9 protein-coding genes are annotated in these 13605 nt (G+C 47.3%); 4 read left to right on the forward strand and 5 right to left on the reverse strand.

The window, feature by feature from the left end; translation table 11 throughout:
* Nucleotides 1-74 precede the first annotated feature (74 nt).
* Nucleotides 75-908, forward strand: a complete 834-nt coding sequence (locus O3C43_21800) for a glycosyltransferase 87 family protein (protein MDA1069129.1) — start codon at nucleotides 75-77, stop codon at nucleotides 906-908.
* 78 nt (nucleotides 909-986) lie between these two features.
* Here O3C43_21800 and O3C43_21805 read toward each other — a convergent pair whose 3' ends face one another.
* The 4 genes from O3C43_21805 to O3C43_21820 form a co-directional block, all read right to left on the reverse strand.
* Complete coding sequence (locus O3C43_21805) at nucleotides 987-3713, reverse strand: molybdopterin-dependent oxidoreductase (GenBank protein MDA1069130.1); 2727 nt, start codon at nucleotides 3711-3713, stop codon at nucleotides 987-989.
* Nucleotides 3714-3741: 28 nt separating this feature from the next.
* Nucleotides 3742-5325, reverse strand: a complete 1584-nt coding sequence (gene nrfD / locus O3C43_21810) for a polysulfide reductase NrfD (GenBank protein ID MDA1069131.1) — start codon at nucleotides 5323-5325, stop codon at nucleotides 3742-3744.
* Nucleotides 5326-5673: 348 nt separating this feature from the next.
* Nucleotides 5674-6240: a TlpA disulfide reductase family protein gene (locus O3C43_21815; GenBank protein ID MDA1069132.1), complete on the reverse strand. Its 567-nt coding sequence runs from the start codon at nucleotides 6238-6240 to the stop codon at nucleotides 5674-5676.
* 74 nt (nucleotides 6241-6314) lie between these two features.
* Nucleotides 6315-7163 (reverse strand): class I SAM-dependent methyltransferase, encoded by an 849-nt coding sequence (locus tag O3C43_21820; GenBank protein MDA1069133.1) that lies wholly within the window; start codon nucleotides 7161-7163, stop codon nucleotides 6315-6317.
* Nucleotides 7164-7334: 171 nt separating this feature from the next.
* Between O3C43_21820 and O3C43_21825 the strand changes: the two genes are divergently transcribed.
* Nucleotides 7335-8906: a winged helix-turn-helix domain-containing protein gene (locus O3C43_21825; GenBank protein MDA1069134.1), complete on the forward strand. Its 1572-nt coding sequence runs from the start codon at nucleotides 7335-7337 to the stop codon at nucleotides 8904-8906.
* A 178-nt stretch (nucleotides 8907-9084) separates the two neighbouring features.
* Nucleotides 9085-11661: a DNA mismatch repair protein MutS gene (gene mutS / locus O3C43_21830; GenBank protein ID MDA1069135.1), complete on the forward strand. Its 2577-nt coding sequence runs from the start codon at nucleotides 9085-9087 to the stop codon at nucleotides 11659-11661.
* A 42-nt stretch (nucleotides 11662-11703) separates the two neighbouring features.
* Here the strand turns inward: mutS and O3C43_21835 are convergent, their stop codons facing one another.
* Nucleotides 11704-12729: an Ldh family oxidoreductase gene (locus tag O3C43_21835; GenBank protein MDA1069136.1), complete on the reverse strand. Its 1026-nt coding sequence runs from the start codon at nucleotides 12727-12729 to the stop codon at nucleotides 11704-11706.
* Between the two features lie 235 nt (nucleotides 12730-12964).
* On the opposite strand from O3C43_21835, the gene O3C43_21840 reads away from it, so the two are divergent.
* Nucleotides 12965-13537 carry a hypothetical protein gene (locus O3C43_21840; protein ID MDA1069137.1) on the forward strand — a complete coding sequence of 191 codons (573 nt, stop codon included), beginning with the start codon at nucleotides 12965-12967 and terminating at the stop codon, nucleotides 13535-13537.
* Nucleotides 13538-13605: the final 68 nt, after the last annotated feature.

Genomic DNA, 13605 nt, shown 5'->3' on the forward strand with positions numbered 1-13605 from the left:
TGGAAAAAGTAAAGCGTGCTCGAGCAAAGCTTGATATGTTACAGACTGCTTGACGCACTACACTAGTTCTTTTCTTGGGATTACTTTCACCACCGGTGATGATGGCTCTCGAACGGGGCAATATCGATCTCCTCATTTTTACCTTATGCGCGTTGGCACTCTATTCTCTAAACGGACGATACTGGATTGCCTGTAGCTGGATACTTATCGGAATGGTGCTCAAGCTTTTTCCAATTGCTGGCCTTCTCTTTCTCTTGCGCGCAAAACCACGTGAGCTATTAATACTCCTCAGTGCGTGCGCTGCTGTGACGATGGGCTACGTCATTCTTTCATACAACGATCTTTCAATAATTAGCCATGCAACTCCGCGGTCTCCCATCTTTTCCTACGGGAGTAAAGTGGTCGCTTTTATGTGGCGCGACCGTGGCGGACTCACCACGGTTGAATCCTGGAGAGCGTTAGAGGTTTTATTGTTCTTTCTAGTCATGGGTAGCGTTGCTTCAGGGGTTTTAATTGACCGTTTGCGTCCAACCCCAACCCAGACTGATAACAAACATTTGGATGCTTTCCGACTCGGAGCCGGCATCTATATAGGAACATTTCTGCTCGGAAACAATTGGGATTACCGCCTCGTATTCTTGCTCTTCACATTCCCTCAACTTTGGGCCTGGAGCTTTACTAGTATAAGTCCTTTGCGCGTCGGAGCACGTCTGGGATTGGCAGTAGCAGCCGTGTCACTTTGGTCATGGCTTATCGAACCCCTTTTCCGAAAATTAAGTGGGATCGCTACAGCCTGGGTATGGATCGATGAATTGGCGAACTGGGTTCTTTTCGCCACCCTGGGTTATTTGGTGATTACCACGCTCCCTGAATGGATCTCTCGTCTTTGGCACCATTCCACGCGTTGATTGACCAGCATCCATTCCAAAAGGCAAATTTTAGAAATAGCACGGTTTGGACTCATAGAAAGAAAAGACCGCGCGGAATTACTCCTTTATGTAATAGGCATCCTTTGTTGGTCTGAGAGGTCGATGCATGTGCAAGGGCCTTCTCAATCCTCCATTACCTGGAGCACTTTTCGTTTCCGCCAACCACTCTTTAAACACTGCGCGACTTTTATGGGTGTCGACAAAAATATCGGCATAACGATCGCCTTCATGTGCTGGCTCTACTGTTACCCGCTGGTGCCAACAATGCATGCCACTGATGGGATCCGGGTGAACAGGAAACGTTAAGTTTTGGTTTACTCCGGCTTCCTCCCACCAGATTTTACTAGTGTCACTATCAGAACTCTTAAACGGTTTCACTTTTTCTTTTTCCCTAAAAAGAAAGGTTCCGTTCTTACGGGTAATATCAACAAGTGAGGTGGAAAATTTCTCTCCACCTATATCGCGATTTATTCTCCATCGTCCCATGTGATGTGAGCACCCGACAATCCCTGGATGAATTCCTTCGGTTTCCCAAACCCGCACTACAAAGTATCCAATATCTGTAGACACACGTGCCAATTCTCCATTCTTAAGATTCAGTTTCCCAATATCTTCCGGATGAACCCACAGAGGATTAGTGTGAGATATTTCTTTCAACCACTTTGAATTCGAAGAACGCGTATGAATGAGAGTCGGCAAGCGGAATGTTGGCAAAAGAGTTCGCTGCCCCTTCTCCAAATCCAGATTCCGCCAATGTACATGCGAACGAATATAGCCGGGAATGCATTGATCCTCATACCCCCACTCTTTCATTATTGGAGAAAAGAATTCTAACTTTTTACTAGGTGTTGGAAATCCTGTGCGGGTCGTACCATCTTTCATGGGAAGCCCGTCAACTTTTTCTTCCTCATAACGATCTTGCCCTTTGTAAGGCACATCGTAGGCGCCATATTTACGCATATACTGAAGCGGCGTTAAGTCTTCCCTGGCTGCCTCTTCTGGCAAACCCTCCACGTTTTCAAAAATATCTTTGTAATAATCATCAATCGAAACTGGCTTACCGGATTTATCTGCAAAGTATTTGCGCACACCGAGAGATCCGTCCGGATCAATTTTATGAGCAAGTGCAATCCAGAATTCCGCTTCTTCCCAGACTTCCCCCGGATTAGATTCATACGTTTTTTCATCGCCATTCATTTTACCCTCCTGGCGAAAATATTCACGCATGACGGGTTGTCGAAAACCAATCCACGTTCCAGCATGCGTCTCTTGACTCATCAAGTCATGCCGCTCGGATGCCAGCCCCATCGGAAGCACATAATCCGCCCACTGCGCTGTTTCGCTCCACGTCGGAGTAAGCGCTACATGACAACCGATACTATCCTCATTTTCAAGCATCTCAATCCAGGAACACCCATCGGGATTGGTCCAAACAGGATTATAAACACGGGTAAAATACGTATCTATTTTTTTGTTTTGGAGTTCAACCAGGTGTGGCAGGAGAAAACTCATCTCGTAATGAGATAGCGGGTACTCCCGCGGCCATATCAACTCATTCCATTGGCTATGAGCTGGAGGCATTTCACTGGGATGAGGATGCGCCTTATCCCAGCTGTTTGGATTTACACCACCTGGGTGACCGATGCTTCCTGTCAACGCATGTAAAAACATAAGCACCCTGGCCGATTGCCATCCGCCCTTATTACCGGCCGCGGTATTTCGCCATAGATGGCTTGAAAATTGCCTTCCGGCATTGGCAATCTCATCAGCCAACTGTTGCACGGTTTCTCCAGGAAGTTTGCATTCTTCCTCAACATATTCTGGAGTATAAATCGAATATACCTCGATCAACTTCTCAATAAACCGGTCAAAAGAACCAGGACCATCCGGATCGTAAGCAGAAAGATAATCCTGCCAGTTCACCCACCGCTCAACATACTCTCTGTTAAACCTTCCACTCTTTAGCAGTTCCAACGCTATGCCCAACAAAAGCGCAGGCTCGGAACCTGGCCAAGGGCACACCCAGTAGTCGGCATGGGTCGTTGTGTTACTCAAGCGAACGTCAACCACGGCAATTTTTGAACCACCCGATTTTGCATCGATAATTCGTTGCGCATGAGGATTAAAATAATGTCCCGTTTCCAGGTGTGAACTTAACAGAAGAATAAACTTCGTCTGCGAGTAATCAGGTGAAGGTCGATCAGCGCCAAACCACAGCGAATACCCTAAACGCGCCGCGCCGGAACAAACGGTAGTGTGGCTATTATGCCCATCCACCCCCCAAGCGTTCAGCATGCGGTAGACAAAATGATCATCACCCGGACGCCCGACGTGGTACATCAGTTCGTTGTGTCTTTTTTCTTGAAATGCTTTTCGAATGCGTCCCCCGAGATCATCTAAAACTTCTTCCCAACTTACTTTCTCAAATCTTCCATCGCCCCTGGGCCCTACACGTTTCAAGGGATAAAGAATACGTTCGGTATCATTTATCTGGTTTATGGTCGCGGGTCCCTTGGCACAGGTTCTTCCACGACTCCCGGGATGCACCGGATTTCCTTCAAATTTTTCAACTTTGTCGGTTTCCTTATTAATAAAGGCCAGCAACCCGCAGGCAGATTCACAATTAAAACAAATCGTAGGCACACAACGGTAATGCTTTTCTATTTTTTTTTCAGGCCACGCCTTACTGTCCAACTCTACCCAGTCATCCCATTTATCAGGTGTTGGACCTACCGCGAGCTCCCAGGGAGACTCTCTCTTATACGATTTTTTTTGTTCACTCATCTTTAGTTTAAATAACAAGTTTCAAAGTTCAACTAATCGGTAGTGCCTGGCCTGCTTTTACAAAAAGGTCTTCTTCATTTAGCAAGCCGACTAACGCAAAAATCCCGGCGACAACCATTAACAGAGGACTCGCGGTAAAAACTAAAACCAGGGGCAACACCACCCCAAGAACTACACTAACTCCCCAGTGACGTTTCGCAAAAGGCCCATGGGTGATCAGCTTTGCGGCACGATGATACTCAAGCTCTCTATTTTTTGGTGCTAAATATTTTTCGCTCAACATCATCAGCAAATGCGCTAACAAACTTCCTACAAATCCAAACAACACAAAGGAACGCGAACTCTCTTCCAGACGCCAATCCGAGACTCCACTCAGCATCATCAGCTGATCAAGAATCAACACCCCTGCACATCCCGCCAAAAACGCGTGCAACGCTAGTGATAAACCTAACAAGCGTTTCATCCAAAGCGGTCTACCATGACATTGGTGAAACAACCATGCTGTATAAGATGCAACAAATAGGGCAGAACCAGTTGTTACTAACAGTAGAAAATAGGCTACCGCAGAGCCAGTGATCTCACTTAGCGAACGCTCTCCAAAATAGGACAGAGCCCAAAGCCCTCCCCATAAGGACAGCAACACGCCAAAAAGCATAATGGCCACGGATCCCCAGCACAGCCAACTCTTCCAATTGGGACGCAGTAAGATATAAATAAACCGCATCGGTCTTTTCAGATCCGCCAGAAGCAAAACGCCAGTGGCCATTAAAAACAGGAGGGCAGCACCTAAAAACACACCTAAAGCCAATGAGGTCTCTCCACCAATCATCTTTAAAAACGAAGGCAGGCCCGCTAGGAAAAATCCTGCCGCTAATGACTTTGTCGTAAAATAGGCCCCAACTTTCCAATCCCATAAAGCTTTCCTCGGTACGTCATAAACCGTTCGTGCTTTTTTTTCCATGACATCCTGTTCCGCTTGAAATGCTTCTGCAACCTTCCTCATTCCTTCCGGGTTGTTTGACCAGATATATCCTGATGTCCCATTTGCCTGGGTAGGAGAAATGGTATTGGGGTTAACTTCTTTATAGAACACATTGGGTGACGTCCCCGCTTCTATTTTACGCCCTCCTAGATCCTGTTCCCGGCGCATTCGAGAAACCAAACTAAGTGGGTCATCAAAATCTCCCGGAATAATTGCCTCGGTCGGACAAACAACCGCACAAGCAGGTGCTAATCCAATTTCGGCTCGATGATTACAAAAATGACATTTCTCAGCCGTTCCCTCATCTTCATTAATGTAAAGCGCATCATAGGGACAGGCCTGCATGCAGGACTTGCAACCGATACAAGAATCTTGATTAATATCGACTACCCCGTTCGCCAGCTTTTCCAAAGCATTGGTAGGGCAAATATCCACACACGGGGGTTCCGAACATTGGTTACATCGCAACACCGCAAACGATCGCCGCACCTCCGGAAAGGTCCCTTCCTCGGTATATTTGACCCAAGTCCGAAAGTCACCAAGCGGAACATCATTTTCCGATTTACAAGCGACCGTGCAGGCGTGGCAGCCTATACACCGCGAGTGATCAATAATAAAACCAAGTTGCATTGGGACTTATAGACAGAGTTTGTAGAGGAACACAGGTAACATTCAACGACACGACCTAAGATCGGGTGATTTAAACTCTGGCAACAGATTTTGTTCTGCCAACTATAAAATGTCCGAAAACGGACTTTTATAGCCACGTCTCAAGAAAAATCCTGATTTTCCAATCCATTTTACGTGTAAGACATTGTTATTAACCTCCCCTTTTACTGGCCGTTGAGACCTGTTTAAGGGTATTACACAACTCCTGATAGTAGATATCGAATCTGAAGAGTGAGGCCAGGCGGAAGGCCTAACCCATTCCGCCCAACCATCTTTGAAAAATAACCTTCTCTCAGAAACAAACTAATTTTATTGGGCAAGCAGTTCATCCAGTTTGCCTCTCAAGCCAACCAATTTTGCGTCGAAGTTGCTTGTATCAAGCAGTGAACGAAACTGCATCTTACCCTTGGGATCTATAAGAATATTGGAAGCCAGCACAACTTCGTCCCGGGCGAGATCTGGGAGCAATCCTGGAGGAGCGTATTTGGCTGCAACCGAACCGTCAGGATCCAGAAGAATCGGAAAGGATAAATTAAATCGTTCCTTCAGGTATTTCGTCACTATGGATTCTGACTCTTTTACATCGATGATCAAAACTTTTACGTTTTGCTCCTGATACTCCTGGAATAATTGCTCGAGATAGGGAGCTTCCGCGTTGCAGAAAGGACACCAGGTCGTAGCAAAGTGGATGACCACATAACTACCTTCATACGATTCGAGACTGATCATTTGACCTTCAAGACTTTTTAGACGGAAAGCAGGAGCTTTGTATAAATCCGTTTGAGGTTTGCCTATCTGAGAGACAGCGAAGGCAACCGCCGTTATTGTAATAAATACCAGGGTACTGAAAGTGAGGTTTTTAATTGTGTTTTTCATGAAGAGAATAATTTGTTTTTTAAAATGGATCGAGGGTATGGGCGGTTTCAATCACCCATACCCTCAGAAGGTTTTTAGCTTTTGGTTACGACAACTTCCACATAGTCGCTCGGCACAACCATGGTGCCGTCATCGGCTACATTAAATTGCTCAATTAAGGCCAGTAGATCCTGCTCGAGTGCTGCTTGTTTATCTTCTGATAATGCGGCAAACGCTCTGTTAAGTGGACCGTAGATGTTACGCCAAATAGCTAACCAATGTTGAGCTGATTTGTAGCGCCAGACGTAAACCTGTGGGTTTATATCGATGGAATCCGTTTCTTCACTGAAGAGTTCTTCAAGCCTTTCCCGGGTTCCCCAAAGAGCTGGTGATTTCAATCCAACAGGTGGGGGCAAGTGTTTACCGATAGTCTTGAACAGATGGCCAATGAAACTACCAGGAGTCCAATTGGCCATGCCGATTTTTCCGCCTGATCGACATACACGCAACATTTCAGACGCAGCAGTTGTCTGGTCGGGAGCAAACATAACTCCGAAACTGGAAGTAACGACGTCAAAAGACTCGGACTCAAACGGTAGGTTTTCTGCATCGGCCGTTTGAAACTCGATGGACAAGCAATCGGCCTGGGCGCGTTGTTGACCACGCTCCAGAAGCTCAGGAACGTAATCGGTGGATACTACGTCACAAAAACGACGGGCAGCAGCCAACGAAACATTTCCGTTTCCAGCAGCTACATCGAGGAGTCTTTGGCCAGAACGTAGATCCAAAGTTTCACAAAGTTGTTCTCCAACAATTTGCAAGGTGACTCCGACAACCGAATAATCGCCGGTGGCCCATGCGGCCTGTTGCTTTGTTTTGATCGCTGCGTAATCGGGGGCAGTAGTTACTTCGGTTAATTTAGTGGGTGGTGTTATGATAGACATGGTGATGATTTCTTTATTTGAATTGTTATGATTGAACCGTGATTGGTTCGTTTCGATGAGGATGACTATAGCGAAAAAAAGCGGACAATGCTTGCAGACCGACTGAAGAGTTTCTGCAGAAGTTCTGTAGAAATCTTGACCAAGCCCTTTTTCTGGCAAAAATTCGCCTCAATGGTCTATAAGTTCGATACATTCGAGCTCGATGTTGAGCGCTTCGAACTCCGTAAAGGAGGCTCCCCTCATCCCGTAGAACCACAGGTCTTTTTATTATTGGAGCTATTGATTTCCAATTGCGGACGCATGATCTCGAAAGACAAAATTCATGAGCACATCTGGCAAGGTCGCATCGTATCAGAGGCCGCATTGAGCAGTCGGATTCGCTCCGCACGCCAAGCCATAGGAGATAGCGGAAAGAACCAACGTTTTATTAAAACCGTCCACGGAAGTGGTTTTCGTTTTGACGGAGCAGTGGAGATAAGCGATCCAGGAAGTACAGGAAATAAACAAACCGATCCTCAGGAAGCTGCCATGGTTAGCTCCTCGATGAAGAAACCGACCGTGGCCGTCCTACCCTTTCGTAATCTATCAGGAGATTCGGAACAGGAGTATTTTTCTGACGCCATTACCAGCGATATTATTTCAACGCTTTCCAAACACCGTTGGTTGGATGTAACCGCACGCAACAGTACTTTCGGATTCAAGGGAACCAAGTTGGGAGCAAATCAAATAGCCAAAGAACTTGGTGTGAGTTATCTGATTGAAGGTAGCGTTCAACGATCCGGCGACCGTATTCGTGTAACTGCTGAGCTTATCGATGCAGAAACCGGTATGCAAAAATGGACAGACCGCTATGATCGTAAGTTTAAAGACGTATTCGCGGTACAAGATGAAATAACGACCATGGTGGTTGCCCGGTTGGAACCGGAAATTGGCACGGCGGAGCGATTGAAAGTAGTTAAGACTGACCGCCGCGATCTGGGAGCATGGGAAAACTATCATCTCGGGATCTGGCACTTCTTTCGATTTACCGGAGAGGATAACCTAGAAGCACAACGATTGCTGCAACTCAGTCGTGAGCAGGATCAGCACTTTGGCGAAGCACATGCCTGGTGGGCCTATGCCGTAGTTCTTGGCATGGTATACTGGAACACCAAACCAACGAAATCCAACCTGGATAAAGCCCTGAAAGCTACCCACCGCGCACTTCAGCTCGATTCCCAGAACGCCGTCTTTCACGCACTAAAAGCACGTGTTCAACTTGCTCGACAGGAATACGGAAACGCACTGGCGGAAAACGAATTTGCCATAGGACTGAATCCAACCTTTGCGGCAGCCTACTGTGGATTGGGCGATTCACTGGCTTACGAAGGCCGTTACGATGAAGCTCTCGCTGAATTCGAAAAAGCCATCCATCTGAGTCCGAACGATCCGCAACGATGGGCCTTTTTTACGTACGGTGCGCTCACCCTTATTTTTAAAGGAGATTTCAAACGAGCCGTGGATTGGACCGATCGCGCAAGCATGATTCCCAATTGCCAATATTGGACGACTGCACACCGCGCGGTAGCACTTGCCCATCTCGGTCAAATCGCCGAGGCCAAAGAGGCAGTTGAACAACTACTTACAGAGCAGCCCGACTTCACTGTAGCGTTCGCAAAAGAAAAACTCTTCTACCTAAAACACCCCGGGCAACTTAAATGTTACCTGGACGGTTTGAAGAAAGCCGAAGTACCTGAGCGTTAAATACCGGTTACCAAAGTACACCTTCAACTACCTAAAAAGGAGAAATGGAGTCGAAGATTCCTTAAATATTAGGCCTAAGATAAAAAACCGTTTTGGAGTTCAGCCTATTATTCACACTTCCTTTTAAAACACCCTTGCAATTTGGAATCTCAGGAATGGGATTAGCTGTTTTCCCAAAATGGCCAAGAAAGCAGCTCTTACTCCCATGATGCAGCAGTATTGGGAAGTGCGAAATCAACTTCCTAAAAATACGCTGTTATTGTTTCGTTTGGGCGACTTCTATGAGTTGTTCAATGAGGATGCCGAAAACGGAGCCAAGATCCTTGGGATAACCCTGACAAAACGGCATGACTATCCGATGGCTGGCATTCCTTATCATGCTGCTGATGCCTATATTGGCAAAGTCCTAAAGGCCGGCATGAAGGTGGCGATCTGCGATCAGGTCGAAACGCCTCAAACCGGAAAACTGGTTAAGCGGGCACTTACCCGAATCATTACGCCGGGAACGACTCTCAACGAGAACCAGCTTACCGAAAATCAAAACCATTTTATTCTCGCTGTCTCATGGAACAAACAAGGTATCCACGCCTCGTGGATGGACCTGACTACCGGTGAATTCCGGGTGGCGACCGAGGCGACTTTTGATCGGCTGCTACCCATCCTCACTTCGATTAATCCGAGAGAAATTGTTTTACCAGAAGACGGCCTGGACGCGCTCAAAGCAAAAGCCGACGCTCACTCGGCAGCCGAACAGTTCGTTCTGTTTTGCAAGGAGAACGCCTGGAGCGAGATTCCAGGTTATCATTACGACGCGGCATCAGGAGCGAAGACCGTAATGGATACATTAGGCGTTTTAAATCTGGAAGGTTTCGGTCTCTCCAAAGACCATGCCGCCATCGGCACCGCTGGAGCTCTGGTGTATTACGTTACTGAAAGCTTGTGTGCCGAACCGAAAAACCTGCGCACGATCCGACCCTACCGATCCGAGGAAGCTCTTTTGCTGGACCCCTCTACTTTGCGTAACCTGGAGATTTTTTCTTCAGCCCGGGGAAATCGGGATGGTTCACTCATCCAATCCATAGACCGAACATCCACGGCGGCCGGTGCCCGTATGCTGGAAGATTACCTGGCAGCACCTTCCCTCGATATCGTGGAATTGAAACGCCGCCAAAATTGTGTCGGCGAATTCCTTGAAGCACCCGGACTGATGGCCGAGTTTTCAGAAACATTGCGACTGACACGCGATATAAAGCGCATCCTTTCCCGTATGCAAAACCGTATCCGCAATCCTCGGGAGATTGGCGGTATTCGCGATACGCTCAATGCCCTACCCGCCCTCAAATCCATTTTGCTACAATTCGATGGGGAGAACATTCAAGAGCTCGTGGATCGATTGGGAGACTTTTCAAATCTTCAGTCCTTACTCGAACGCGCTATCAATAATGAACTACCCAGCAAACTGGAAGAGGGAGGTTACATCAAAGATGGATATGACGCCGAGCTCGACCGTATGCGCGACTTGATGCGCAACAATAAGACCTGGATTTCCGACTTGGAAGCTCGCGAGAAAGAAGCGTCGGGTATTCGGAATTTAAAAATAAAATACAACAACGCTTTTGGATACTTCATAGAGGTGTCGAAGTCGAACATCTCACTCGTACCTGATCACTACATACGCAAATCGACTTTAGTAAACGCTGAGCGTTACGTCACTGAAGAACTGAAAGAAAAAGAGAAAGAAATTCTGCATGCACAGGAAAGTAGTTCCAGCTATGAAGAATCGCTCTTTCGAGATATTGTACAAAAGGTTCTCGATGAAGCCGAACCATTAAACCATGCTGCCGCAACTTTGGCAGAAGCTGACTTGTTTGTTGGTTGGGCACAATTGGCCCGAATGTGGGATTACTGCAAACCCGAGTTCAATGAATCGGATGAATTGGAAATCATTGAAGGTCGTCACCCGGTAGTAGAACAAACAATGCGCGAGGAAGCCCTTGGCTTGGCAGGTACCTATTCCTTTGTTCCCAACGATACAAAACTAAGTTCATCAAAAGAACAGATCATGCTCATTACCGGTCCCAATATGGCCGGTAAGTCTACCTACATCCGCCAGGTATCCTTAATTACTTTGATGGCTCAAATTGGTTGCTGGGTTCCGGCCAAGAGTTGCAAGCTCGGACTGGTCGATCGCATTTTTTCCCGGGTTGGCGCCAGCGACGAACTGGCCCGCGGCAACTCCACCTTCATGGTAGAGATGAACGAGACGGCCAACATTCTCAACAATGCCACCGCTAAGAGCCTCATCATCCTCGATGAGATTGGACGGGGCACGAGTACCTATGACGGTCTCAGCATTGCCTGGTCAGTTATTGAACATTTGCACGAGCATCCTGAGAAAGGTCCCAAGACTCTTTTCGCAACCCACTACCACGAGTTGACCAAGCTTGAAGAAAGCCTGTCACGGCTAAGTAATTACAGCGTGGCGGTCAAGGAGTGGAATGAGGACATCATCTTTGTCCGCCAGGTGATTCGCGGAGCAGCTGATCGAAGCTACGGTATCCACGTCGCCCGTCTCGCAGGCCTTCCACAATCCGTTATCGAAAGAGCCAAAACCATTTTAGAGCATTTGGAAAACGACCAGACCGTCCAGGACGAAGTGACCGAGTCGGCCAATCAAGTTAACAGGCAAAGGCAGAGTAAACCAAATCTACCCGACTCCAGGAAACCCAACACCGATCAGTTAGAGTTCTTTTGAAATGTAGGAGCGGCCTGTCGTGAGCTTGTCGAACGGGTTGATTTAAACTTCTGCCATCCTGCACAGCTCATTGTAGAGATTGGTCTCGATCTCAATGCTGTCGGCGGAAACGCAATTCGCGGCAACGCGGTCTCCTCTTTCCCCCGGCAATAATATTCCTTCCACACCTGGCAATTTTTTGGCCGACTTTACCCGTTGGCAAACTGTATTAACCCGTTCCCTAAAAGCTTCCAATCCAGGATCGTCTCCCCAAATAATCTTGGGATCGATAGCCAAAACCAAGTTACCCCAGCAAGCTGAAGCTCTTTTGTTTTCGATAGCACTGCCTGACAAGGCACCTGCCAGAAGTTCCACCATCAGAGCCAAACCGGAGGATTTGTGACTGCGATCAAATACGCGGATGGCTCCAGCGAGTGCCGCAGCAGGATCGGTTGTCGGTTCTCCCTCGGAATCGTAGGCCACATTGTCGGGAATACTTATACCGGCTGTTTTCGCTTCGAGTAATCCAAACAACGCATAAGCCGATGTCGCCATATCAAGAGTGACCGGTTCCGAGTCACCAGAACCCGGGACAGAAATTGCGATAGGATTGGTGCCGAAGATCGGCTGATAGGCGCCGTAGGGAGCAACAAACTCCGGACTCTGGGCCAAAACAATACCGATCAAATTCTCCTTGGCCAACTGCTTGGCATACCAGCCAAGGTACCCCGTTGAATTAGGAGTGTTCGATGTGGTCACAAGAGAAATACCGGAAGTGCCAGCCTTCTCTGCGGCGATCTTAATCGCCTTAACCAAAACAGACATTCCGAGACACCTTCCACCGTCGATTCTCGCCGAAACTGGAGTTTCATGAACGATCTTCACTGAGGATTCTTCGGGGTGTTTATTCAAACCACCCGTTGTGATCTTGATGATTCCCTGGCTGTTGCCACGCAGCTGTGCCGCCAACATGCAATCCACCAGGTTGCCGGCTTCGTCACTCGTATATCCCAGAGTACTTACAGCTTTAATACACACCTCGGTGAGTTCTTTCACCGAAATCCTAACCGTTTTTGAAACATCATCCATACCTTGGACCCTGTAGTTTTGCTTTCGCTGTGCAATATCTGATTCAAAAAAATCCACCACTGATCATTTAAAGTTTTTTGAAGGGTAGGAGTAGCTTTACGCTGCGATTCGCCTACCACGGATGAGCGCGCCGAAAAGCTGCTTTTACAGATATAACCGGTGAAATCAGCAATCACCTCTACCTTCTTCAACACCGGACTTGTCAGATTAATTTCATTCACTTTTACTAAATCGAATGTCGCTTCTCCCCAGCCATGCCATCAGCCGGTTTATTAGCATTGGACTCCTGATTTATACCTGCATCCAACCCCTATTCTCCCAAATCACCTTTGACGGAGATTGCGGAGGCAATCTGTGGTGGCCCGATGGGTGCACGGTTATGGACGTCCCGAAGACCAACTGGTCTAACGATGGTTATCCAGCTCCAGGCGATGTGGTCATTATCGATTTTCCTTCGGGTGTTCCAGTAGCCAGTCTCGAAGTAAAAGATCTTTTGAGCATTGATGCTAAAACATTTTTTCGAATCTTGAACAATTTCTCAGTTATTGAAAGCGCCACATTTGCAGAAACAAGTATCGAGATGAATGATGGCCGTTTACTAAGGGTTGGCGGATTACTGGAAACCACGGTCGGAGGTCGCTGGTTCGGTGGCAATATCCAGGCCGGCACTTGGGAGAACCGCGCCAATTACGTCATAGAAGGAAACAGTCCCCGTTTGATTGGGACCGGCTTTTACAATGAAGGAATGGTGTCCCTCGAAGGCGCCCGTTTCCTGGAACAGGGATCCTTTATCCAGAATGAACCCTAATGTTTCAATCGCCTTTGAAAGAGCAGGCTTTATCTCATTAAAATTCAGTGTGTTATGGATATTAGTAT

This window comes from Verrucomicrobiota bacterium (genome assembly GCA_027622555.1).
Taxonomy (GTDB): domain Bacteria; phylum Verrucomicrobiota; class Verrucomicrobiia; order Opitutales; family UBA2995; genus UBA2995.

Excerpts from the sequence above, each read along its gene's own strand:
- O3C43_21825 (MDA1069134.1), top strand. The coding sequence starts at position 7,335 with ATGGTCTATAAGTTCGATACATTCGAGCTCGATGTTGAGCGCTTCGAA.
- mutS (MDA1069135.1), top strand. The coding sequence starts at position 9,085 with ATGGCCAAGAAAGCAGCTCTTACTCCCATGATGCAGCAGTATTGGGAA.
- O3C43_21815 (MDA1069132.1), bottom strand. The coding sequence starts at position 6,240 with ATGAAAAACACAATTAAAAACCTCACTTTCAGTACCCTGGTATTTATT.
- O3C43_21835 (MDA1069136.1), bottom strand. The coding sequence starts at position 12,729 with ATGGATGATGTTTCAAAAACGGTTAGGATTTCGGTGAAAGAACTCACC.
- nrfD (MDA1069131.1), bottom strand. The coding sequence starts at position 5,325 with ATGCAACTTGGTTTTATTATTGATCACTCGCGGTGTATAGGCTGCCAC.
- O3C43_21820 (MDA1069133.1), bottom strand. The coding sequence starts at position 7,163 with ATGTCTATCATAACACCACCCACTAAATTAACCGAAGTAACTACTGCC.
- O3C43_21840 (MDA1069137.1), top strand. The coding sequence starts at position 12,965 with ATGTCGCTTCTCCCCAGCCATGCCATCAGCCGGTTTATTAGCATTGGA.
- O3C43_21805 (MDA1069130.1), bottom strand. The coding sequence starts at position 3,713 with ATGAGTGAACAAAAAAAATCGTATAAGAGAGAGTCTCCCTGGGAGCTC.